The organism is Streptomyces sp. PA03-6a (genome assembly GCF_033792765.1).
Taxonomy (GTDB): Bacteria; Actinomycetota; Actinomycetes; order Streptomycetales; family Streptomycetaceae; genus Actinacidiphila.
Genome location: NZ_JARAVK010000039.1, coordinates 21,590 through 42,584, shown reverse-complemented (window position 1 = coordinate 42,584; position 20,995 = coordinate 21,590). Strand labels below are relative to the sequence as shown.

Here is a 20,995-nt window from a genome sequence, read left to right as displayed (position 1 = left end):
GGTCTGTCGGTGGCGCCCTGTTGAATGGGCGCATGGACGCGGACGGGATGAGGGGCTTCTGCCTCGGTTTCAGCGGCGCGGTGGAGGAGAACCCCTTCCCGCGTGACCCGGAGGTGACCGTCTTCAAGGTCGGCGGGAGGATCTTCGCGATCAGCGCGCTGGGGGGCGAGCCGCTGAAGGTGAGCCTGAAGTGCGAGCCCGACCTGGCGGTGCGGCTGCGGGCGGAGCATGCGGCGGTCGCGCCCGGTTGGCACCTGAACAAGCGCCACTGGAACACGGTGACGCTGGACGGCTCGCTGCCCGACGCGATGGTCTGCGAGCTGGTCGAGGACTCGTACGACCTGGTCGTGGCACGGCTGCCGCGCGCGCAGCAGCTGCTGCTGGACTGGCCGGGGGCGGGGCGCGGTGAACGCGCTGCCCGCCCCCCGCCCGGGCCCGGCGGGTCAGAAGGAGGGGATGACGGAACCGGCGTACTTGTCCTCGATGAACTTCTTCACCTCGGGCGAGGTGAGCAGCTTCTTGAGCTTCAGCACGCGCGGGTCCTTCTCCTCGCCCTCCTTGACGGCGAGGAAGTTGCCGTAGGGGTTGTTGTCGGCGGACTCCAGAACCAGGGCGTCCTCGGCGGGCTTGAGGCCCGCGGAGATGGCGTAGTTGCCGTTGATGACGGCGGCGTCGACGTCCTGCAGGGAGCGCGGCAGCTGGGCGGCCTCCAGCTCCTTGAACTTCAGGTTCTTGGGGTTGGCGGTGATGTCGGCGGGGGTGGCCTCGTTGCCGACGCCCTCCTTGAGGGTGATCAGGCCGCCTGCGGCGAGCAGCTTGAGGCCGCGGGCCTCGTTCACCGCGTCGTTGGCGACGGCTATCGTGGCACCGTTCTTGATCGCGTCGGCCGACTTCAGCTTGTCGGAGTACAGGCCCAGCGGCTCCAGGTGCACCGTGACGACGGGCACGATGTGGGTGCCCTTCTTCTTGTTGAAGTCGTCCAGGTAGGGCTGGTTCTGGAAGTAGTTGGCGTCGACGGAGCCGTCCTCGGTGGCGGTGTTCGGCGTCACGTAGTCGCTGAACTCCTTCACCTCGAGCTTGAGCCCGGCCTTGGCCGCCAGGTTGTCCCTGACGAAGTTGAGGATCTCCGCGTGCGGGACGGGGCTCGCGGCGACGACGAGCGGGTCGCTCGCGCTGTCCTTCTCGGAGCCGGAGTCCGCGCCGCAGGCGGTCAAACCGAGGGTGAGGCCGGCGGAGGCGAGGACGGCGGTCGTGATCTTGATGCTGGTACGCACGAAAAGTGCCTTTCTGGAACGGTGTTGCCTTGCGGTGTCAGGAGGCTTCGGGGGTCGCGGCCGGGCGCAGCAGGCGCAGCCGGGGCGCGGTGGAGGTGCGGCCGCGGTGCGAGGCGCTGCGGGCGGCGAGGTCGCCGGCGAGCTGGACGGCGGTCACGATGACGATCAGCACGCCGATCGTGACGAGCATCAGGGAGGTCTCGAAACGCTGGTAGCCGTAGCGGATGGCCAGGTCGCCGAGACCTCCGCCGCCGATGGTGCCGGCCATGGCGGAGTAGCCGACGAGCGCGATCACCGTGGTGGTGAGCCCGGCGATCAGGGAGGGCAGCGACTCGGGCAGCAGGGCCTTGCGGACGACCGTCCAGGTGCTGCCGCCCATGGCCTGGACGGCTTCGACGAGTCCGTCGTCGACCTCGCGGACGGAGGTCTCCACCAGCCGCGCGAGGAACGGGATGGCGCCGATGGAGAGCGGGACGACCATGGCCTCGGCGCCGATGGTGGTGCCGATCACCCAACGGGTGAAGGGCAGCACCGAGATCATCAGGATGAGGAAGGGCAGCGAGCGGCCGAGGTTCACGACCACGCCGACGACCTTGTTGACCGTGGCGTTGCGCAGCAGCCCGCCGCGGTCGGTCAGCACCAGCAGGACGCCCAGCGGGAGTCCCCCGGCCACCGCGATCAGGGTGGACCAGCCGACCATGATCAGGGTTTCCCAACAGGCCTGCGACAGCAGCGGCTGCATTTCCGACCAGCTCACTTCGCGCCCTCCTGGACCAGCTCGTCGCCGCCGACCGGGGCGACGTCGACCTGGAGGCCCTTCTCACGGAGGAAGCCGATCGGCACCACGTTGTCCTCGAAGGCGCCGGGCAGCTCGATCCGCATCCGGCCGACCTGGCGGCCGCCGATGGTCTCCAGGGCGGCGCCGAGCACGGAGATGTCGATGTTGTAGGTGCGGGAGAGCTGGGAGATGACGGGCTCGGTGGCGGCCTCACCGTGGAAGGTCAGGTCGACCACGGTGCGGCCCTCGCCGGACGGCTCACCGCCGACCGGGAAGAGTTCGTGGGCCAGTTCGGAGCCGGGCGTGGCGAGCAGGTCGGTGACCTTGCCGGATTCCACGATGCGGCCTCCCTTCATCAGCGCGGCGGAGTCGCAGATGGCCTTGACCACGTCCATCTCGTGGGTGATGAGCAGGACGGTCAGGCCGAGCTGCTGGTTGAGTTCGCGCAGCAGTTGCAGGATCGAGCGGGTGGTCTCGGGGTCGAGCGCCGAGGTGGCCTCGTCGGAGAGGAGCACCTTGGGGTCGCCGGCCAAGGCGCGGGCGATCCCGACGCGCTGCTTCTGGCCGCCGGACAGCTGCGCCGGGAAGGCGCGGGCCTTGTCGGCGAGGCCGACCAGGTCGAGCAGTTCGAGGGCCTTGCGGCGGCGCTCGCGGCCGGAGACGCCGAGGATCTCCAGCGGCAGCTCGACGTTGTCCCGGACGGTGCGCGAGGACAGCAGGTTGAAGTGCTGGAAGACCATGCCGATGCCGGTGCGGGCGGTCCGCAGGGCGGAGCCCGCGCGGTCGGAGCGGCCGGCGAGCGCGGTCAGGTCCCGGCCGCCCACCTCGACGGTGCCCGACGTGGGCCGCTCCAGCAGGTTGACGCAGCGGATGAGCGTGCTCTTGCCGGCGCCGCTGCGACCGACGACGCCGTACACCTCACCCTCGCGGACGTGCAGGTCGACGCCGTCGAGGGCCACCGTCTCCCGGTCACGGGAACGGTAGACCTTGGTCAGGCCCGTTGTGGTGATCACTGGATTTCCGTCACTGTCGAGTGCGCGGCGGACGAAAGCCGCACACGGGGCGTATGGACCGCGGACATGGCATGGCTGCGCCCTTCGGAGGGCGTGGGAGAAAGGTCAGCAGTGGGTGCCGGGCGGCTGGGGGTCGTGCGCCAGCCGGCAGCGGCGGATGGTCTGCTGCAGTTCCAGGTCCATGGGGAGGTGCGATCCGTGGCAGGAGGGGCGGGTCTCGCTTCGGGGCGCGAGACTCAGATGGCGTGGGCCCTCAGCGTGCACACATTCGACACGTACGACGAACACCGGGCGTCATCGCCTCGGTCGCGCGGCAGCGGCGGTTCGTCGTGGTCATGTGCCCCAGTAAAGCAGACGCCCGTACGGCGTACCAATATCCGATCCTTCAGTCCGGAATGTGGACACCCAGGGGGTGGGGACCCGGCGATTCCCGCCCGTAATAGAGTCGCGCCATGCTCGACGCGCTCACGATCGTGGTTTCGGCCACGGCGCTGCTCCTGGCCTCCTGGTGCGGTTACGCGGCCTTCCGCGACCAGCCCACCAAGGACTGGCACTTCATCGGCATGGCCCTGGTGGCGGTGCTGGCGCTGGCCCAGCTGGTGATAGGTGTGGTCAAGCTCACCGGTGGCGAGAAGCCGGTGGACGGTACGACGATCTTCGTGGCGTACCTGATCGGCGCGGCCTGCACCGTCCCGGCGGCGGGCTTCATGTCGCTGACCGAGCGGACCCGCTGGGGCTCGGCGATCGTGGCCGCGGGCGGGGTGGTCCTGGCCGTGCTCGAGGTGCGGCTCCACGACATCTGGGGAGGCGTCAGTGCCTGAGACCGCGAAGGGCACCACTGCGCCGGCCGCCGCCGAGCGCGGGATCGGCCGCGGGCCGGGCAGGCTGCTGCTCTCCCTGTACGGGGTCTTCACCGTCGCCGCGCTCTCCCGCGCGGTCGTGCAGATCAGCCTGCAGTTCGACGAGGCGCCGCTGGCCTACCTGCTCTCGCTGCTGGCGGGCGTCCTCTACGCGGTGATCACGGTGGCCCTGTGGAGGGGCGGCGAGGGCGCGCGGAAGGTGGCGCTGGTCAGCTGCACCCTCGAACTGGTCGGCGTGCTGACCGTGGGCACGCTGACGCTGGTCGACTCCGGGGCCTTCCCGGACCAGACCGTGTGGTCCGACTACGGCATGGGCTACCTGTTCCTGCCCGTCGTCGTGCCGGTGACCGGCCTGCTGTGGCTGCGCCGGCAGGCACGGCCACAGCAGGACTCCTCATCCTGACGCGGGCTCAGGCGCTCGCGGCGTAGGTCTCGGGCCGGTCGGCCGGCTTCTCCATGTGCACCAGGCTCAGTTGCCGGGTGACCGGTTCGACGCTGCCCACCTGCGCGTAGCCCAGCTTGCGGTACAGCCGCAGGTTGAACTCGCTGCGGTGACCGGTGAAGAGCCGGTAGCGCTTGGCCTCGCTCTCCGCGGCCAGCCGCTCCTCGATGGCCCGCAGCAGACGGCCGCCGAGTCCGTGCCGCTGCATGCGGGGGTGGACGATCAGCTTGGCGATCCGCGCGGTGCCGTCCTCGTCCACGGAACCGCGGACCGAACCCACCACCTCCTCGCCGAGCCGGGCCACCACCACGACCCCGCCCTCGAGTTCGGCGCGCAGCGCGTCGAGGGTCTGGGTCAGCGGTTCTATGCCGTAGTCCCCGTACAGTGCGGCTTCGTCCTGGTAGCAGAGGTACTGCAGTTTGAGGATCTTCTCGGCGTCGTCGCCGGTCGCCGCAGAGATGGTCACGCTCATGCCCATGTGCGCTGGCCTCTCCTTCGAGTCCGCCCGGGCCGCGGGGGGTGAGGGTGCGGCGCGGGACGTTGCCCTGAATCGTTTCCGGAAGGCGGCGCGGCCGTGCACAAGCGTCCGTACGCCGACTGTTTACGGTGCATTACCCCGTCGTACGGGTGATGCAACCCCGGTTGCGAGGATCGTACGCAGGCAACTCAGGCACCGGGAACGCATCGGCCCGAGGCTGCCCTGTGAGATTCCCAACTCCCGGGAGATTTCCCGGTAAGTGGGGTCGGAACGGGAGATCAGGGCGGATACCAGCTCGGGACAGCGCCCGGGCAGCCGGCGTGCGGCGGCCAGCAGGGTGCGTCGCTGCTCGGCGGCGAGCACCTGCTGTTCGGTGCTCGGCAGGGCCGCGGCGGCGGGGTGGCGGCCGGGGCCGTACGGCGTCTCCCTGCGGGCCCGGCGCACGGCGAGGCGGGCCTCGGCCCGCACCGCACGGCGCAGCCAGCGGGCGGGGTCGGCGGGCGGCTCGGGGAGCTCCAGCAACCGCAGCCACACGGACTGTTCGAGGTCGGCCGCCTCGATGCAGGCGGGGACCGACTCGGCCGCGGCCTCGGCGGCGAGCAGCGGCCGGATGGCGGCCAGTTCTTCGTGTCGTACGCGCGGGGTCATGCCCGCCGGGACACCCGTGCCGCGCCGGGTGGTTGCCCCCTGGCGGGGGAACCACCCGTGCGCGGGAGGGGATCACCTCGCGTTGACGGTCACTTCCGGTCGAGGAAGTCCGCGCGGGCCAGGAGCGCGGTGTCGCAGTTGTCCGAGAAGATGCCGTCGATGCCCTGCTCGAAGTAGACCTTGAAGGCGCCGAAGGCGTCGCCGTAGGAGTTGGGGTCCGTACCGACCCGGAAGTCGGCGGGCAGGAAGCTGTTCTCGTTGCGCATCGTGTAGGGGTGCAGGATCAGCCCGGCCTTGTGGGCGTCGCGCACCAGCGTGGTGGGCGTGCCGAGCTTGCCGGCCGCGTCACGCGGGATGATCAGGTTCAGGGTGGGGCCGATGCCCTGGGCGAAGCCGGCGATCCACTTCAGGCCGGCCGGGGTGACGAGGTCGGCGACCGTGCGCGGGTCCCCGGCGGCGACGAAGTCGTACGGACGGGTGGTCGCCGCGTCCAGCAGGACGACCTTGGGGTTGCGCAGGCCGAGCGCGCCGAGCCGCTGGATGCTGCCGGGCTCGAAGGACTGCAGGAACAGCGGGGAGTTGCGCTTGTCGCGGCCGTAGCGGCGCAGCAGCTTGGCGAGCCGCTCCTCCAGGCCCAGGCCGATGCCGCGGAAGTAGGTGGGGTGCTTGGTCTCGACGTGCAGCCAGACCGCCTTGCCTCGCTTGCGGCCCTGCTCGTCGGCCCAGCGCAGCACCTCCTCGAAGGTGGGCACCTCCCAGTGGCCGTCGTAGAGGGTGTTGCGCTGCCGCTGTGCGGGCAGGCGCTCGACCGCGCGCAGGGTCTTGAGCTCGGCGAGGGTGAAGTCCTCGGTGAACCAGCCGGTGGTGGCGACCCCGTCGATGGTCTTGGTGGTCCTGCGGGAGGCGAACTCGGGGTGGTCGGCGACGTCCGTGGTGCCGCCGATCTCCGGCTCGTGGCGGCAGACGAGGTGCCCGTCCCTGGTGGGGACGACGTCCTGCTCGATGACGTCGGCGCCGAGGTCCAGGGCGAGCTGGTACGAACCCAGGGTGTGCTCGGGGCGGTAGCCGCTCGCACCGCGGTGGCCGACGACGGTCGGGACCGGCAGCGGGAGGACGGGGACGGAACCGTGCGAGGAGCCGTGCGAGGAGTCCCGCTCGCCGGCCACGGCGGTGCCCGTGCCGCCGAGCACGGTGACGCCGGCGCCGAGCGCCGCGGCCCCGATCACTGCCCGGCGCCCGGGCCCCCTGCGCTGCTCCGGGCCGCCCTGCTGCTCGTGCGTCATGTGCGCTCCCTCGTGTCGGCCGAACGTCTGTCCGGATCCTGCCAAGCGACGCGCGCATCGTAGGCGGGCCGGTGTTGCCGTCGGGCGGCGAGCGACGGAACGCGGCGGAAACGCAGATCAACAATGCGTACCGGTCGTGTGAACCCGGTGTGCGTGTCGCGACGTGGCGGAAGTATCGTCCTCACCGGGGGAGGCGCACACTGGTGGGCGAGCCCCCGCGGGCGTCCGGCCGGACTCCCGCCGACCACGACCGGAGGACCCGTTGTTCCGCATCATCCTCAAGGCACTGCTCGGAGCACTGATGCGCGTCCTGTTCCGCCCCAGGGTCGAGGGCGCGGAGCACATCCCGGGCGACGGTCCCGTGATCCTCGCCGGCAACCACGTCACGTTCATCGACTCGATGTTCCTGTCCCTGGTCGTGAAGCGTCAGGTCTTCTTCATCGGCAAGGACGAATACGTCACCACCCCCGGGATCAAGGGCCGGCTGATGGCGGCCTTCTTCACCTCCGTCGGCATGATCCCCGTGGACCGCGACGGCGGTCACGGCGGCGTCGCCGCGCTCATGACCGGTCGTCGCATCCTGGACGAGGGCAGGGTCTTCGGCATCTACCCCGAGGGCACCCGTTCCCCCGACGGCCGTCTCTACCGCGGCCGCACGGGCGTGTCGCGGCTGGCACTGATGACCGGGGCGCCGGTCGTCCCGTTCGCGATGGTGGGCACCGAGCGGATCCAGCCGGGTGGCGCCGGCGTCCCGCGGGTGCACCGCTTCACCGTCCGCTTCGGCAAGCCGCTGGAGTTCTCCCGCTACGAGGGCATGGACCGCGACCGGTACGTGCTGCGCGCCGTCACCGACGAGGTGATGAGCCACGTGATGCGGCTGTCCGGCCAGGAGTACGTCGACATCTACGCCACGAAGGCGAAGGCGTCCAAGGCCACGGACCACGCGACGGCGGCGTAGGCCGTGTCGTCAAAGTCCCGCCCGCCCTCGGGGCGGCCGGCGCTCCTTTGACGACACGGCCCAGCACCCCCGTACCCCTCCCCGCTCACAGGCGCGGCATCCGGCCGACCGGCCCGTTGCCGGCGGGCGTCCGTGCCGAGGCGAGCACGACCTCGCCGCGCGGGCCGCGGGAGATCTGGCCGATGCTCGCCGACAGGTCGGCCTCCATCCCCCCGGGGAGTTTGAGCCGGATCAGCACCGGCAGCAGGAACCCGACCGCGATGAGCCCGGCCAGCACCGGCGTCAGCGTCGTGAGCATCACGGCGGTGACGTGGTGCTTCCACAGGAAGTCCACCCAGGCCGCGGCGAGGACGGCGGTCGCCACGAGCACCAGCACCGCGCTGCTCAGCCGGCTCCCCCGGGCGGCCCGGGCGTCCTCCTCCAGCAGCCGCAGCGCCCGCTCCGCGTCCTGGTGCGCCGGGTCGAGGCGGCGGCAGCGGGTCAGGAAACGCCGGGCCCGGCTCCGGTGGAGCAGTTTCAGCCGGACGTCGACGGTCTGCGTGCCCAGGCGCTGCTCCACGACACCGGCCACGAAGTGCGGTTCGGCCTCGCGCTCGGCCAGCCGGATCGCGGCCCGGGCCTCCACGCCCGCGTCGTGGTAGCGGTCGGCGCTCTGCTCGGCGTCGCCGGCCTGCACCAGCAGGCGCGCGAGCGCGAGCCGCAGCTGCCACTGCGGCTGGTCCCGCACCCCGCGCCGGCCCAGCACACGCCGCAGTTCCTCCTCGGCGGCGCCGAGGTCCCCCGCGCCCTCCGCCAGCGCCACCGCGAGCCCGAGGGCCGCGCTGCCGCTGTCCGGGTCCACCGCGACGGCCCGGCGGAACTCCCCGGCCGCCTCCGCCAGCGTGGCGGCGCCTCCGCCCTCCCGCGCCCGGTGCAGTGCCAGGCTGCCCAATTCGACGTGGGCCTGCACGTCGTACCAGTCCAGTTCCACGGCCCGCCGCAGCACGGTCTCGGCCTCCGCGTACCGGCCGAGCTGCACGTGCAGCGCGCCCAGTTCGGTGTGGGAGCGCCCGTACGGGTCCAGTTCCACGGCCCGGGCCAAGTGCCGCTCGGCGGCGGCGGGCTCCCCACGCCGGTGCGCGATCAGCCCGAGGCAGGTGTGGGCAACGGCGTTGCGCGGGTCCTCACGGCTGACGGCACGGCAGTGGGCGGCCGCCTCGGCGAGGCGCTCGTCCGCCTGCGGGCCGCCGGGGGCGAGGTCCGCCAGGCGCACCAGCGACCATGCGCGGCCGACCCGGAAGTCGTGGTTGTGCGGCCACTGCCGCAGGATCTCGCCGAAGGTCCGGGCGGCGTCCACCGGGCGCCGGTCCAGCAGGGCGGACCACGCGGCGGTGGCGCGGGCGTCGGCGCGGTCGGCCGGGCCCGCGGCCGCCGCCAGCAGCTCGTCGATGATCGCCTGTGCCGCCGCGTGGTCGCCGCGCTCGGTGTGCACCGCGGCGAGCTGGTACCGGATGGAGGTCAGGTGCGGCCGCGACCGTGTGAACTCCTCGACGACGGCTTCCGCCTCGTCGAGGCATCCCGACTGGCGCAGGGTGTTCACCCGCTGGTCGTGGGCGGCCACGCTGTACGGGTCGTCGGCCAGGGCGCGGTCGCACTGCGCCAGGGCCTCGCCGAACCGGCGCTGCTCGCGCAGGACGTGGGCGAGGCGGCACCGGACCGAGACAGCGTGGGGTACCCGGCCGAGCACGGCCTCCGCGGCCCGTTCGGCCTCGTCGAAACGGCCGAGCGCGAGGAGGGTGTCGATCTGGAGACGGCAGGCCCACTCGTGCTCGGGATCGAGTTGCAGTGCCCGGCGCAGATGCGGCAGGGCCTCTTCGTAGCGGTAGGTGTCACCGAGGACGTACGCCATGGCGACGTGGCCGGAGGCGATCTCCGGGTGACGGGTCAGCGCCTGCCGGGCCGCCGCCTCGGCCTCCGGCCACCGCCGCAGCCAGCTGAGCACCTCCGCCTTGAAGGTGAGCGTGCGCACGCGGTCCGGGTCCAGGGCCAGGGCGCGGTCGATGCTCGCGAGACACTCCTCGTCCTTGTCCTGGTCCCAGAGGCAGTACGCGAGATCGACGTGGGCGTTCGCCTCCTCCGGATGACGGCCGATGTAGCCGCGCAGCACGTCCTCCGCCTCGTTCCAGCGCCGCGTACGACGCAGGAGCCAGGCCAGCAGGCCCGCGGCGTCGGCGTCGCCCCCGGTCAGCGCGTCCGCACGCCGGGCGAGGGGCAGGCCGTCGTGCGGCCGTTCCATCGCCGAGTACAACCGTCCCGCCGCGATCAGCACCTCAGGGTCGTCGGGCCGGAGCCCGACGGCGTGCTCGGCGGCCGTCTCGGCCTCCTCCCAGCGCCCGAGCGTCTGCAGGACGGAGAGCCTGCCGAGAATTGCGTCGCGGTGGTCCGGCTCGCGCCGCAGCGCTTCCTCGTACGCCTCGCACTCCTCGGCCCGGCGGTCCTGCTCGCCGAAGCACGTGGCGAGCAGGCAGAGGCCCGCCGCCGAACGGGGCGACACGGCGGCGGCCCGGCGCGCGGCCGACTCGGCCGCCGCCCACTCCTCGCGGCCCGCGTGCGCGAGGGTGAGCACGTGCAGCGCCCCCACGGCGTCCGGGCGCAGGCGCAGGCATTCCTCCGCCGCGGCGAGGGCCGCTTCGTGGTCCTGCGCTCCGAGGTGCACCCAGGCCCGCTGGACGGCCACTTCCTCCGCCGGCACACCGTGGCGGGCGGCCTCCTCCAAAGCGGCGGCGGCCTCGCCCCACCGTTCCGCCCCGCGGAGGCCGTCGAGCCGCGCCAAGTGAGCCTCCGTGGAGGTGACCTCGAGCCGCAGGGCGTGGTCGATCGCCGCGAGCGCCTCGTCGTCGCGCCCCGCGACGAACAGGACCTTGGCCAGCACCACGTGGGCGTCCGGGTCGTCGGCGGCGTCCTCGGCGTCCTGCCGGGCGGCGGCCTCCGCGTCGGCCAGACGTCCGAGCATCTCCAGCGACTGGACGCGCACCCGGGCGGCGAGGCGGCGCCCCGGGTCCGCGCGCAGCGAGGCCTCCAGCTCCCCCAGCGCCCGGACGTACATCTCCCGCCCGTAGGAGACGCAACCCTCCTGCTCCAGGAGGAACGCCTCCAGTCGCCCCGTGCTGTCGCCCGCACGCAGCGAGTCGATCAGTCGCCCCGCCTCGTCCCAGCGGTGGGTCGAGCGCAGCAGGGCCAGGGTCTCCTCCACGAGGTCGGTGTCGCCGGGTGCGCTCTCCCTGGCGCGCGTCAGGGCGGCGAGCGCCTCGTCGTGCCGGGCGGCCGTGCGCAGGGCACGGGCGAGGGTGGTGAGCGCCGCGGGTTCGGCGGGGCGCAGGGCGGCGCCGCGCTCGGCGGTCGTGATCGCCCCCGTCACGTCGCCGGTGCACAGCAGCAGCCCGGCCCGGGCGGACAGTCCCCATTCGTCCGTGGGGTTGAGCGCCAGAGCCTCCTCGGTACGGGCCAGGGCACGGTCGAGTGCCCCGTCGGCCAGTTCGGCGGCGGCCAGTTCCAGCCTGATGCCCGGGGAGTACCGGCACGTCCGCGCCGCGTGCCGTCCCGTGGAGAGGGCTTCCGCCAGGTCGCCGCGCTGCCGCTGTGCCTGCGCCTTGCACCCCCATGCGTCGGCCCAGCGCGGTTCGATCGCCAGCGCCCGGTCGCAGGCCGCGATCGCCTCGTCCCATCGCCGCAGGTCCAGGAGGCAACGGGCGTGTTCGACGTGCGCGTCGGGCCGGCGGCCGTACCGGGCCACGAGGCGCTCGGCGGCCGCCAGTGCGGCCCGGCCCGTCCCCCGGCCGCTCTCGTACCTGGCCTCCGCCGACAGCACGGCGATGTCGTCGCGGTCCAGGGAGCGGGCGGAGACCAGCTTGGTGCGGGCGAGATCGGTCTCGCCCCGGCTCACCGCGATCCGTACGGCCGCGCAGCGGACCTCGACGGGGTCGGCGAGGCCGCGCTCGGCGTCCTCCAGGCCCCGCAGCGCGGCCGCGGTGTCGCCCAGTTCGACACGCGTCCACGCGGAGCCGATCCAGCCCTCCGCGTGGCGCGGTCCGATGGCGGTGGCCCGCTCGAAGGCCGCCAGTGCCTCGTCCCAGCGGCAGGCGTTGTGGTGCAGCCAGCCCAGCGCGGTGTGGACGTCCACGGCTTCCGGGAGCCGCTCCGCGGCCGCCGTGCCCTCGGCCAGGGCCTCGTCGCGGCGGCCCATGCGGTCGAGGGCCGCCAGGCGCCACCCCGCCGCCGGGCCGCATTCCGGGTCATGGCGCAGGGCCGTGGCGAACTCCGCGAGCGCCGCCGAATGTTCGTACTGCCGCAGCCGCAACCGGCCCCGCGCGACGTGCAGTCGGGCCGTTCGCTCCGGGTCGCCTTCCGCCCGGGCGAGTTCGGCACTGATGAGGGCCTCGGCCTCCTCGTAGCGGCAGTCGAGGGTGTGCTCCCTCAGGACGGCCAGGACATCGGTGTCCTGGCCGGACTGTGCGTCCGTGCTCATGGCGCTCCCTCCCCCGCGGCGGGTACCGGCAGCATACGGACTGCAAACCGGTCTCGTACGCCGGGAGTTGACGTCGGTGGTCGGCGCGGGCGCCGGTGCAACCCGCCGGCCCTCGTGGCGCGTCCTCGCGATTGACGGATCCGCCGGGGGCGGGGGGACGCGTGCAGTACATAGAGGTCACGGAGCTGGCAGGGGTACGCTCGGCGGTCATGCGCTTCCGCAGCCGTGGGACGGCGCTGGCCTTCGAGCTGTACCCGATGGTCCACCTGGCGGAGCCGGCGTTCTACGCGGAGGTGACGGCCCGTCTGCGCGCCTCGTGCGACCTGGTGATCGCCGAGGGCGTCCGGGGCGGTACGGCGGCGCTGGCGCTCACGCGGTCGTACCGCAGCCTCGCGGGCCACGAGCGTCTGGGACTGGTCGTCCAGGACATCGACTTCGACACGCTGGGCGTGCCCGTGGTGTGTCCGGACATGACCGGTGAGGAGTTCGACGACAGGTGGCGGCGGGTGCCGCTCAGGGAGCGCGCGACGCTGGCCGCGCTCATCCCCGTCTACGTCGCGGGCATGCGGCTGCTCGGTACGCGCCGGTTCCTCGCCCGGCATCTGCAACTCGAGGACCTGCCCGGCGACGACGAGGAGGCGGCCGCGGAATTCTGGACGGGGACGGACGACCTGGTGGTGCACCGGCGCGACCGCCTGCTGATCGACGCGGTGACGCATGTGCACCACGCCCGCGCCGGCGCTCCCGAGCCGTTCACCGCCGGGATCCTGTACGGCGCGGGGCACATGCGCGCGGTGACCACGGCGCTGATGGACCTGGGCTACAAGCCCGCCGGCTCGCAGTGGCTGACGGTCTTCACCCTCGACGACCCCGGGGCCGGCTGACCCTGCCCAGAACCGTCGGGCCGTCGGGCCGTCAGGCCGTCAGGGGCCCACCGGGGTGACCCGGCCGTCCGCGAGCCGCTGGCCGCGCAGCAGACGCCAGGCGGCGGTGGCCGCCAGCAGCAGGACGGCGCCCCCGGCGGCGGAGGCCGCGCGCAGGCCGTCGGTGAAGGCGGCGGGGTCGGCCGAGGCCGGGCCGCCGGAGATGCCGGTGACCACGGAGCCCAGGAGGGCGATGCCGAGGGCGGCGCCGAGTTCGTACGCGGTCTCGGAGACGCCGGAGGCGGCACCGGCCTGCTGCGGCGGGACGCTGGAGAGGATGACGTCGGCCGTGACGGTGAACGACAGCCCGGCTCCGGCGCCGACGACCAGGAGGGCCGCGCCGAGGAAGAGGTAGCCCGTGCCGGGGCGCAGGGCCAGGAGGGCGATCAGGGCGAGTCCGGTGGCGCCGAGGCCGCCCGTGACGGCGACCCTGACCGACCAGCGGCGCGCGGCGGCGCCCGCGACGAGCCCGGTGGCCGCGGCGCCGAGGGTCGCCGGGAGTTCGCACAGTCCCGCCTGGAGCGGGGAGCGGCCCTGGACGAGCTGGAGGAACTGGGAGAGGAAGAAGACGCTCCCGGCGAGCCCGAGCACGGTGAGCAGGTCCGCCAGCACCGCGCCGGAGAAGCCCCGGTGCCGGAACAGACGCATGTCCAGCAGCGGCTTGGGCAGGGCGAGTTGCCTGCGGACGAAGGTGTACAGGCAGACCGCGCCGAGGACACCGGCACCGGCCGCGCCGGGTCCGGGTCCGTGCACGGCGAGCTGCTTGATGCAGTAGACGACGCCGAACATGCCGAGCAGCGAGAGCAGGATGCTGGCCGGGTCCCAGGGGCCGGGCGCCGGGTCACGGGACTCGGGCAGCGACCGGGCGCCCACGACGAGCAGCAGGGCCATGACGGGCAGGTTGATGAGGAAGACCGAGCCCCACCAGAAGTGCTCGAGGAGGATCCCGCCGACGACCGGGCCGAGGGCGGCGCCCGCGGTCGAGACGGCGCCCCAGACGCCGATGGCGAAGCTCCGCTCGCGCGGGTCGGGGAAGAGGGTGCGGATCAGGGCGAGCGTGGACGGCATGAGGGTGGCGCCCGCGACGCCCATGAGGGCGCGGGCGGTGATGAGCATGCCGGGGGTGGTGGCGTACGCGGCGAGCACGGAGAGCGCGCCGAAGGCGGCGGTGCCGGTGAGCAGCAGCCGCTTGCGTCCGACGCGGTCGCCGAGGCCGCCCATGGAGACGAGCAGGCCGGCGATGACGAAGGAGTAGACGTCGCCGATCCACAGCAGTTGGGTGGAGGTGGGGCTCAGGTCCGCGCTGAGGAAGGGCACGGCCAGGCCGAGCACGGTGGCGTCGACGGCGATGAGCAGCAGCGCGAGGGTGAGGACGCCGAGGGCGAGCCAGCGCCCGGGGTGGCCGCGGTCGTCGTGGCGCGGGGTGGTGACGGGTGCGGCGGTGGTCACGACCCGCTCCGGGGGTCGCGCAGCATGCCGCCGAGCAGCAGTTCGGTGACCATGCGGGCGGAGTCGAGGCGGGCCATGCGGCCGTCCTGGACGGACCAGGCCGAAGCGGCGATGAGCGCGTACAGCGCCTCGACGAGCCAGGCGGGGGTCAGGTCGTAGCGGAACACGCCGGCTTCCTGGCCGCGCCGGAAGAGGGCGGCGACCCGGGCGTCGATGCGCGCCCAGCCCTCGTTGATCTCGGCGACGTCGTAGATCTGGTTCTCGCCGTAGAGGAAGGCCAGGAAACCGGAGACGGGCACGGCCTCGGTGATGAGCCGGCGGACGGCCTCGACGGGGTCGCCCTCCTCGATCCGCGCGGCGTCCAGGCGCTCCTCGGTCTGCGCGATGCCGAGCAGGCCGAGGGCCCGCACCAGCGCGTCCCGGCCGGGGAAGTGCCGGTGGAGCGTGGCCCGGCTGATGCCGGCGGCCTTGGCGATCTCGTCCATGGAGGCGGTGGCACGCCGCGACAGCAGGTCGGCCGCGTCCCGCAGGACCTGCTCACGATCGAAGCTCATGAGACAAGGGTAGCCCAGATGAGACATCAGTGTCTCATGCGCGACGACGAAGAAGCCCGGCCGGGTGGACGGACCCGGCCGGGCTCCCTGCTCGCGGGATCAGCCCTTGGCCTGCGCCCACGCCAACTGGACGGCGAGGTCCCGCTTGACCTCGGCGAGCTGGACCACCACCGCCGACGGCGCGGTCCCGCCGCGGCCGTCGCGGGCGGCCAGCGCGCCGGGCACGTTCAGCACGGTGCGCACCTCGGGAGCGAGGTGCGGGGAGATCTTGGCGAACTGCTCGTCGGTCAGCTGGTCCAGCTCGATGTCCTCGGCCTCGCAGACCTTGACGCACTCCCCCGCGACCTCGTGCGCGACACGGAAGGGCACGCCCCGCTTCACCAGCCACTCGGCGATGTCCGTTGCGAGCGAGAAGCCGGCCGGGGCGAGCTCCTCCATGCGCTCCCGGTTGACGGTGAGCGTGGCCATCATGCCCGTGAAGGCGGGCAGCAGGACCTCGAGGGTGTCGCAGGAGTCGAAGACCGGCTCCTTGTCCTCCTGCAGGTCGCGGTTGTACGCCAGGGGCAGCGCCTTCAGCGTGGCGAGCAGGCCGGTCAGGTTGCCGATGAGCCGCCCTGACTTGCCGCGGGCGAGTTCCGCGATGTCCGGGTTCTTCTTCTGCGGCATGATCGACGAGCCGGTGGAGAAGGCGTCGTGGAGGGTGACGAAGGAGAACTCCTTCGTGTTCCAGATGATGACCTCCTCCGCGATCCGCGAGAGGTCGACGCCGATCATGGCGGTGATGAAGGCGAACTCGGCGACGAAGTCGCGCGAGGCCGTGCCGTCGATGGAGTTGGCCACCGAGCCGTGCTCGAAGCCGAGGTCCCTGGCGACCGCCTCCGGGTCGAGCCCGAGCGAGGAACCGGCCAGCGCGCCGGAACCGTACGGGGACACCGCCGTGCGTTCGTCCCACTGGCGCAGCCGCTCGGCGTCCCGGGACAGCGCCTGGACGTGGGCGAGCACATGGTGGGCGAAGAGCACCGGCTGGGCGTGCTGGAGGTGGGTGCGGCCGGGCATGGCGACGTCGAAGTGCGTCTCGGCGAGCCGGACCAGGGCGTGCTGCAGCTCGGCGATCAGGCCGCCGATGATCCGGGCGTGGTCGCGCAGGTACATCCGGAAGAGCGTGGCGACCTGGTCGTTGCGGGACCGGCCGGCCCGCAGCTTGCCCCCGAGGTCGGGGCCGAGCCGCTCCAGCAGGCCGCGCTCCAGGGCGGTGTGGACGTCCTCGTCGGCGATGGTCCCGGTGAAGGAGCCGTCGGCGACGTCGGACTCCAGCTGGTCGAGGCCGGCGAGCATGCGGGTCAGCTCGACGTCGCTCAGCAGGCCCGCCTTGTGCAGCACGCGCGCGTGGGCGCGGGAGCCGGCGATGTCGTACGGCGCGAGCCGCCAGTCGAAGTGGACGGACGCGGAGAGTTTGGCCAGCGCCTCCGCGGGACCGTCGGCGAAACGGCCGCCCCAGAGCCGGACGTCGCCGCTGTTGGTGCTCACTGGTCTGCTCGCTTCCCTCGGGGGTGGATGTGCGGCCGCCTCCCCGCCGGCAGGGGCGGGGAGGCGGGCTGCCGTGGTCGAGGCTACTGACTAGGCCAGGTCGCGCTTGGCCGCGATCTTCGACGACATGCCGAAGATCTCGATGAAGCCCTTCGAGAGCGACTGGTCGAACGTGTCGCCGGTGTCGTAGGTCGCCAGGTTGAAGTCGTACAGGGACTGGTCGGACTTCCGGCCGGTGACGACGGCGCGGCCGCCGTGCAGGGTCATCCGGATGTCGCCGGTGACGTGCTGGTTGGCCTCGTCGATGAAGCCGTCCAGGGCCCGCTTGAGCGGGGAGAACCACAGGCCGTCGTAGACCAGCTCGCCCCAGCGCTGCTCGACCTGACGCTTGTAGCGGGCCAGTTCGCGCTCGACGGTGACGTTCTCCAGCTCCTGGTGGGCGGTGATCAGGGCGATCGCACCCGGAGCCTCGTACACCTCGCGGGACTTGATGCCGACCAGGCGGTCCTCGACCATGTCGATCCGGCCGACGCCCTGGGCGCCCGCACGCTCGTTGAGCTGCTGGATGGCCTGCAGGACGGTGACCGGCTTGCCGTCGATGGCGACCGGGACGCCCTGCTTGAAGGTGATGACCACCTCGTCGGCCTCGCGGGGCCCGGCCGGGTTCTGGGTGTACTCGTAGACGTCCTCGATCGGGGCGTTCCAGATGTCCTCGAGGAAGCCGGTCTCGACGGCCCGCCCGAAGACGTTCTGGTCGATCGAGTAGGGGGACTTCTTGGTGGTGGCGATGGGGAGGTTCTTCTCCTCGCAGAAGGCGATCGCCTTGTCCCGGGTCATCGCGTAGTCGCGGACCGGCGCGATGCAGGTCAGCTCGGGGGCGAGGGAGGAGATGCCGGCCTCGAAGCGGACCTGGTCGTTGCCCTTGCCGGTGCAGCCGTGGGCGACGATCGAGGCGCCGTGCTTCTTGGCGGCGGCCACCAGGTGCTTGACGATGGTCGGCCGGGAGAGCGCGGAGACCAGCGGGTAGCGGTCCATGTAGAGGGCGTTGGCCTTGATCGCCGGGAGGCAGTACTCGTCGGCGAACTCGTCCTTGGCGTCGGCCACCTCGGCCTCCACCGCGCCGCAGGCGAGCGCGCGCTTGCGGATGACGTCCAGGTCCTCGCCGCCCTGGCCGACGTCCACGGCCACGGCGATGACCTCGGCGCCGGTCTCCTCGGCGATCCATCCGATGGCGACGGAGGTGTCCAGTCCGCCCGAGTAGGCGAGTACGACGCGCTCGGTCACGGGTCTCTCCTTTGGTGCGCGAGGTCCGGTGCGTATGGCGGCGGTGGTGATGCATACGCTGATGGGTATAAGTATGCACTCCCCCGCATGATTCGTCAATCGACCGTGTCGTCGCAGCTCACAGGCGTGTCGGCCGCTCCCCGCGGCAGCCGCGCCCCGGACAATCGGACCGCCCGCACCCGGCCGCCCCGCGGAGCGCACGGCAATACCACATCGCGGTACGGCGCGTGGTGGGAAACCGGGCTTTGAGCAGGGGCGCGGAGCCGCGCGTACCCATGCGCATGGCGGCCACGACCACGATGATCCACAACAGCAGGGCGGGCAGGCGGCAGGCCATGCGCCGGATCCGGCCCCGCCGTTCCCCCGCGATCCCGCTGCTCCTCCTGGCCTGGGCGGGCGCCGCCGGGGTCGTGTGGCTGTGGTGGGGCAACACCCCCTACATCCAGCCGACCACGGCCGGCTGGCTCACCGCGGCGGGCCGGATCACCGGCCTGCTCGGCGGCTACGCCATCGCCCTGGTCGTCCTGCAGATGGCGCGCGTCCCCGCGCTGGAGCGGCGCGTGGGCAGCGACCGGGTGGCCCGCTGGCACGCGATGAGCGGCCGGTACGCCGTCTGCCTGGTCGTCGTCCACGTCGCGCTCATCCTGTGGGGTTACTCCGAGCAGTCCGGGCAGCCGCTCGTGCAGCAGTCGGTCTCCGTGGTCCTGGACTACCCGCGGATGATCGAGGCGACGGCCGGCACCGTGCTGCTGCTGGTCATCGGCTTCGTCTCGGCGGGCGCCCTGCGCCGCCGGCTGCGCTACGAGACCTGGTACTACGTCCACCTGCTGACCTACGCAGCGGTCTACCTGACCTTCTGGCACCAGTTGGCCACCGGCGCCGAGTTCGCGGGCAGCGCCACCGCGCGCGGCATCTGGTACGCGCTGTACGGCTCGGTGACGGGGCTGGTCCTCTGGTACCGGGTGCTGGTGCCGGTCCGGCTCAACATGAGGCACCGCATGCGGGTCGCGGAGACCGTCGAGGAGGCGCCGGGCGTGGTCTCGGTGCTGATCACGGGACGCAGGCTGCACCGCCTGGGCGCCCAGCCCGGCCAGTTCTTCCGCTGGCGCTTCCTCGCCCCGGGACTGCGGTGGAGCGCCAACCCGTACTCGCTGTCGGCGCCGCCCCGGCCGGACCTGCTGCGGATCACCGTCAAGGCGGTGGGCGGCCACAGCTCCGCGCTGGCCTCGCTCGAACCCGGCACGCGGGTGTGGGCCGAGGGCCCCTACGGCGCCATGACGGCCGCCCGCCGCCGCGGCGGCAAGGTGCTGCTGCTGGCGGGCGGCGCCGGGATCACCCCGCTGCGGGCGCTGTTCGAGACGCTGCCGGCCGCGCCCGGCGACCTCACGCTGCTGTACCGGGCGCGCAGCAGGCAGGACCTCGCGCTGTGGGCGGAGCTGGAGGAGATCGCCGCCGAACGCGGCGCACGCCTGGTGTACGCGGTGAACGGACCCGGCGGCGCGCGCCCGGAGATCACCGCGCAGGGACTGCGGCGGATGCTGCCGGACATCGACCGGCACGACGTGTACCTGTGCGGCCCTCCGGGGCTGGCCGAGGAGTCGTACTCCGCGCTGCGCGAGGCGGGAGTGCCCGAACGCCGTATCCACCACGAGTCCTTCGAGATGTGAGGTCCGAGTGAAGAAGAAGCACCCGCTGCGCCGGATCCTCCTGAGCAGCGTGACGACCGTCTCCGGGGTCGTGCTGCTGCTCGCCCTGAAGCCGACGACGGCGCCCTTCACCTCGCAGGCCGGGGCCCCGGCACAGCAGGTGCCGCCGGTCTCCGCGGCCCCCTCCCCCGCCGGCCCGGACCCGTCGGTGCCGGTGGCCTCGGCCCCCGCGGACGGACGCGGCACCGGCGGGGCGAAGGCCCCGGGGAAGCAGGGCGGCGCGCCCGCGCGGAAGACCGTCACCGGAGACGTCGCGCAGACCAGCTACGGCCCCGTCCAGGTCAAGATCACGGTCGACGGGGGGCGGATCGTCTCGGCCGCGGCCGTCCAGGCGCCCGCGGGCACCCCCACCAGCGACCAGCTCACCGCCACCGCCGTCCCGCAGCTCGACCAGGCCGCGGTCACCGCCCAGAGCGCGCAGATCGACACCGTCTCCGGTGCCTCCTTCACCAGCGAGGGCTACCGGAAGTCGCTGCAGAGCGCCCTGGACAAGGCCGGTGCCTGACGATGTCCGACAACCCCCCGCGCCTGCGGCACGTGGAGCACTGCATGGGGACGGTGTTCTCCTTCGACGTGCGCGGTGCCCGCGAGCCGCGCGTCCGGACGGCCCTGGACGAGGCGGTGGCGGACCTGCACCAGGTCGACGCGGTGTTCTCCACCTTCCGCGCCGACAGCGAGATCAGCCGGCTGGGCCGTGGTGAACTCGCCCTCGCGCAGTGCTCATCCGAGGTGCGCGAGGTCCTGGGGCTGTGCGAGGACGCCGAGCGCCGCACCGACGGCTGGTTCACCCCGCGCTACGCGGGCCCCGGCACCGCGCTCGACCCCACCGGCCTGGTCAAGGGCTGGGCGGTCGAGCGGGCCGCCAGGACGATCGCGGCGGCGGGCGCCGGGAAGGTCTGCCTCAACGGCGGCGGCGACGTCCAGCTGACGGGCGGCCCCTGGCGGGTCGGCATCGCCGATCCGCTGCGGCCCGGGGGGCTGGCCACCGTCGTCGAGGCGGACGGCGAGCTGGCCGTCGCCACCTCCGGTCCCGCCGAACGCGGCTGCCACATCCTCGACCCGCACACGGGTGCGCCGCCCGCCGGGGGACTCGCGTCGCTCACCGTGGTGTGCGCCTCCCTGACCGAGGCGGACACCTGGGCGACGGCCGGCTACGCCATGGGCGGCCGGGCCCGGGAATGGCTGGAAGGACTCCCCGATGTGGAGGCCTTCGCCGTCGCCCCCGACGGCACGACCTGGCACACCTCGGGATTCGGGCGTTTCGTCGCCAAGTTGAGCGCTTGACGATCAGCTGTTCCAGGTGGCAAGAATGCG

18 protein-coding genes and 1 pseudogene are annotated in these 20,995 nt (G+C 72.9%); 8 read left to right on the top strand and 11 right to left on the bottom strand.

Going from position 1 to position 20,995, the window contains the following annotated elements; all coding sequences use genetic code 11:
* Window positions 1–32: 32 nt before the first annotated feature.
* Window positions 33–404, top strand: a pseudogene (locus PV350_RS12645) (MmcQ/YjbR family DNA-binding protein); the annotation flags it as partial.
* Window positions 405–443: 39 nt separating this feature from the next.
* Here the strand turns inward: PV350_RS12645 and PV350_RS12640 are convergent.
* The 3 genes from PV350_RS12640 to PV350_RS12630 are packed head-to-tail and all read right to left on the bottom strand — an operon-like array spanning window position 444 to window position 3,065.
* Complete coding sequence (locus PV350_RS12640; RefSeq protein ID WP_499510845.1) at window positions 444–1,274, bottom strand: MetQ/NlpA family ABC transporter substrate-binding protein; 831 nt, start codon at window positions 1,272–1,274, stop codon at window positions 444–446.
* A gap of 37 nt (window positions 1,275–1,311) precedes the next feature.
* Window positions 1,312–2,031: a methionine ABC transporter permease gene (locus PV350_RS12635; RefSeq protein WP_499510846.1), complete on the bottom strand. Its 720-nt coding sequence runs from the start codon at window positions 2,029–2,031 to the stop codon at window positions 1,312–1,314.
* Entirely contained in the window at window positions 2,028–3,065 is a 1,038-nt protein-coding gene (locus PV350_RS12630; protein WP_500333769.1) for a methionine ABC transporter ATP-binding protein, read from the bottom strand. The genes PV350_RS12635 and PV350_RS12630 overlap by 4 nt, the downstream gene beginning before the upstream one ends.
* A gap of 452 nt (window positions 3,066–3,517) precedes the next feature.
* Here PV350_RS12630 and PV350_RS12625 point away from each other — a divergent pair, with 452 nt between their 5' ends.
* Together PV350_RS12625 and PV350_RS12620 are read left to right on the top strand one after the other, a co-directional pair.
* Window positions 3,518–3,886 carry a hypothetical protein gene (locus PV350_RS12625; RefSeq protein ID WP_500333767.1) on the top strand — a complete coding sequence of 123 codons (369 nt, stop codon included), beginning with the start codon at window positions 3,518–3,520 and terminating at the stop codon, window positions 3,884–3,886.
* Window positions 3,879–4,328, top strand: a complete 450-nt coding sequence (locus PV350_RS12620) for a hypothetical protein (protein WP_499510849.1) — start codon at window positions 3,879–3,881, stop codon at window positions 4,326–4,328. The genes PV350_RS12625 and PV350_RS12620 overlap by 8 nt, the downstream gene beginning before the upstream one ends.
* A 7-nt stretch (window positions 4,329–4,335) precedes the next feature.
* On the opposite strand, the gene PV350_RS12615 is transcribed toward PV350_RS12620, so the two are convergent.
* The 3 genes from PV350_RS12615 to PV350_RS12605 all read right to left on the bottom strand — a co-directional run bounded on the left by PV350_RS12615 (window position 4,336) and on the right by PV350_RS12605 (window position 6,776).
* Complete coding sequence (locus tag PV350_RS12615) at window positions 4,336–4,845, bottom strand: GNAT family N-acetyltransferase (RefSeq protein WP_499510850.1); 510 nt, start codon at window positions 4,843–4,845, stop codon at window positions 4,336–4,338.
* A gap of 123 nt (window positions 4,846–4,968) precedes the next feature.
* On the bottom strand, window positions 4,969–5,493 hold the full coding sequence (locus PV350_RS12610) for a sigma-70 family RNA polymerase sigma factor (protein ID WP_499510851.1): 525 nt from the start codon (window positions 5,491–5,493) through the stop codon (window positions 4,969–4,971).
* Between the two features lie 89 nt (window positions 5,494–5,582).
* The gene (locus PV350_RS12605) at window positions 5,583–6,776 is read right to left on the bottom strand and encodes a glycerophosphodiester phosphodiesterase (RefSeq protein WP_500333764.1); all 1,194 of its coding nucleotides are present in this window, start codon (window positions 6,774–6,776) and stop codon (window positions 5,583–5,585) included.
* Between the two features lie 301 nt (window positions 6,777–7,077).
* On the opposite strand from PV350_RS12605, the gene PV350_RS12600 reads away from it, so the two are divergent.
* Window positions 7,078–7,734 (top strand): lysophospholipid acyltransferase family protein, encoded by a 657-nt coding sequence (locus tag PV350_RS12600; protein ID WP_499516773.1) that lies wholly within the window; start codon window positions 7,078–7,080, stop codon window positions 7,732–7,734.
* An 85-nt stretch (window positions 7,735–7,819) separates the two neighbouring features.
* Here the strand turns inward: PV350_RS12600 and PV350_RS12595 are convergent, their stop codons facing one another.
* A complete protein-coding gene (locus PV350_RS12595; protein WP_500333763.1) occupies window positions 7,820–12,238 on the bottom strand; it encodes a tetratricopeptide repeat protein in 4,419 nt (1,472 codons plus the stop codon).
* A gap of 209 nt (window positions 12,239–12,447) precedes the next feature.
* Here PV350_RS12595 and PV350_RS12590 point away from each other — a divergent pair, with 209 nt between their 5' ends.
* Entirely contained in the window at window positions 12,448–13,122 is a 675-nt protein-coding gene (locus tag PV350_RS12590; protein WP_499510854.1) for a hypothetical protein, read from the top strand.
* Window positions 13,123–13,161: 39 nt separating this feature from the next.
* Here PV350_RS12590 and PV350_RS12585 read toward each other — a convergent pair whose 3' ends face one another.
* The 4 genes from PV350_RS12585 to PV350_RS12570 form a co-directional block, all read right to left on the bottom strand.
* Window positions 13,162–14,610 carry an MFS transporter gene (locus PV350_RS12585; RefSeq protein WP_500333761.1) on the bottom strand — a complete coding sequence of 483 codons (1,449 nt, stop codon included), beginning with the start codon at window positions 14,608–14,610 and terminating at the stop codon, window positions 13,162–13,164.
* The gene (locus PV350_RS12580) at window positions 14,607–15,164 is read right to left on the bottom strand and encodes a TetR/AcrR family transcriptional regulator (RefSeq protein ID WP_500333759.1); all 558 of its coding nucleotides are present in this window, start codon (window positions 15,162–15,164) and stop codon (window positions 14,607–14,609) included. Before PV350_RS12580 ends, PV350_RS12585 begins: the two co-directional genes overlap by 4 nt.
* Window positions 15,165–15,263: 99 nt before the next feature.
* Window positions 15,264–16,691 (bottom strand): argininosuccinate lyase, encoded by a 1,428-nt coding sequence (gene argH / locus PV350_RS12575; RefSeq protein WP_499510857.1) that lies wholly within the window; start codon window positions 16,689–16,691, stop codon window positions 15,264–15,266.
* A gap of 90 nt (window positions 16,692–16,781) precedes the next feature.
* Window positions 16,782–17,975 carry an argininosuccinate synthase gene (locus PV350_RS12570; RefSeq protein WP_499510858.1) on the bottom strand — a complete coding sequence of 398 codons (1,194 nt, stop codon included), beginning with the start codon at window positions 17,973–17,975 and terminating at the stop codon, window positions 16,782–16,784.
* 281 nt (window positions 17,976–18,256) lie between these two features.
* Between PV350_RS12570 and PV350_RS12565 the strand changes: the two genes are divergently transcribed.
* From PV350_RS12565 to PV350_RS12555, 3 genes are read left to right on the top strand one after another with little or no spacing between them, the layout of a single operon-like run.
* Window positions 18,257–19,642: a ferredoxin reductase family protein gene (locus PV350_RS12565; protein WP_499510859.1), complete on the top strand. Its 1,386-nt coding sequence runs from the start codon at window positions 18,257–18,259 to the stop codon at window positions 19,640–19,642.
* Window positions 19,643–19,649: 7 nt separating this feature from the next.
* Entirely contained in the window at window positions 19,650–20,186 is a 537-nt protein-coding gene (locus PV350_RS12560; protein ID WP_499510860.1) for an FMN-binding protein, read from the top strand.
* A gap of 2 nt (window positions 20,187–20,188) precedes the next feature.
* The gene (locus tag PV350_RS12555) at window positions 20,189–20,965 is read left to right on the top strand and encodes an FAD:protein FMN transferase (RefSeq protein ID WP_499510861.1); all 777 of its coding nucleotides are present in this window, start codon (window positions 20,189–20,191) and stop codon (window positions 20,963–20,965) included.
* Window positions 20,966–20,995 lie beyond the last annotated feature (30 nt).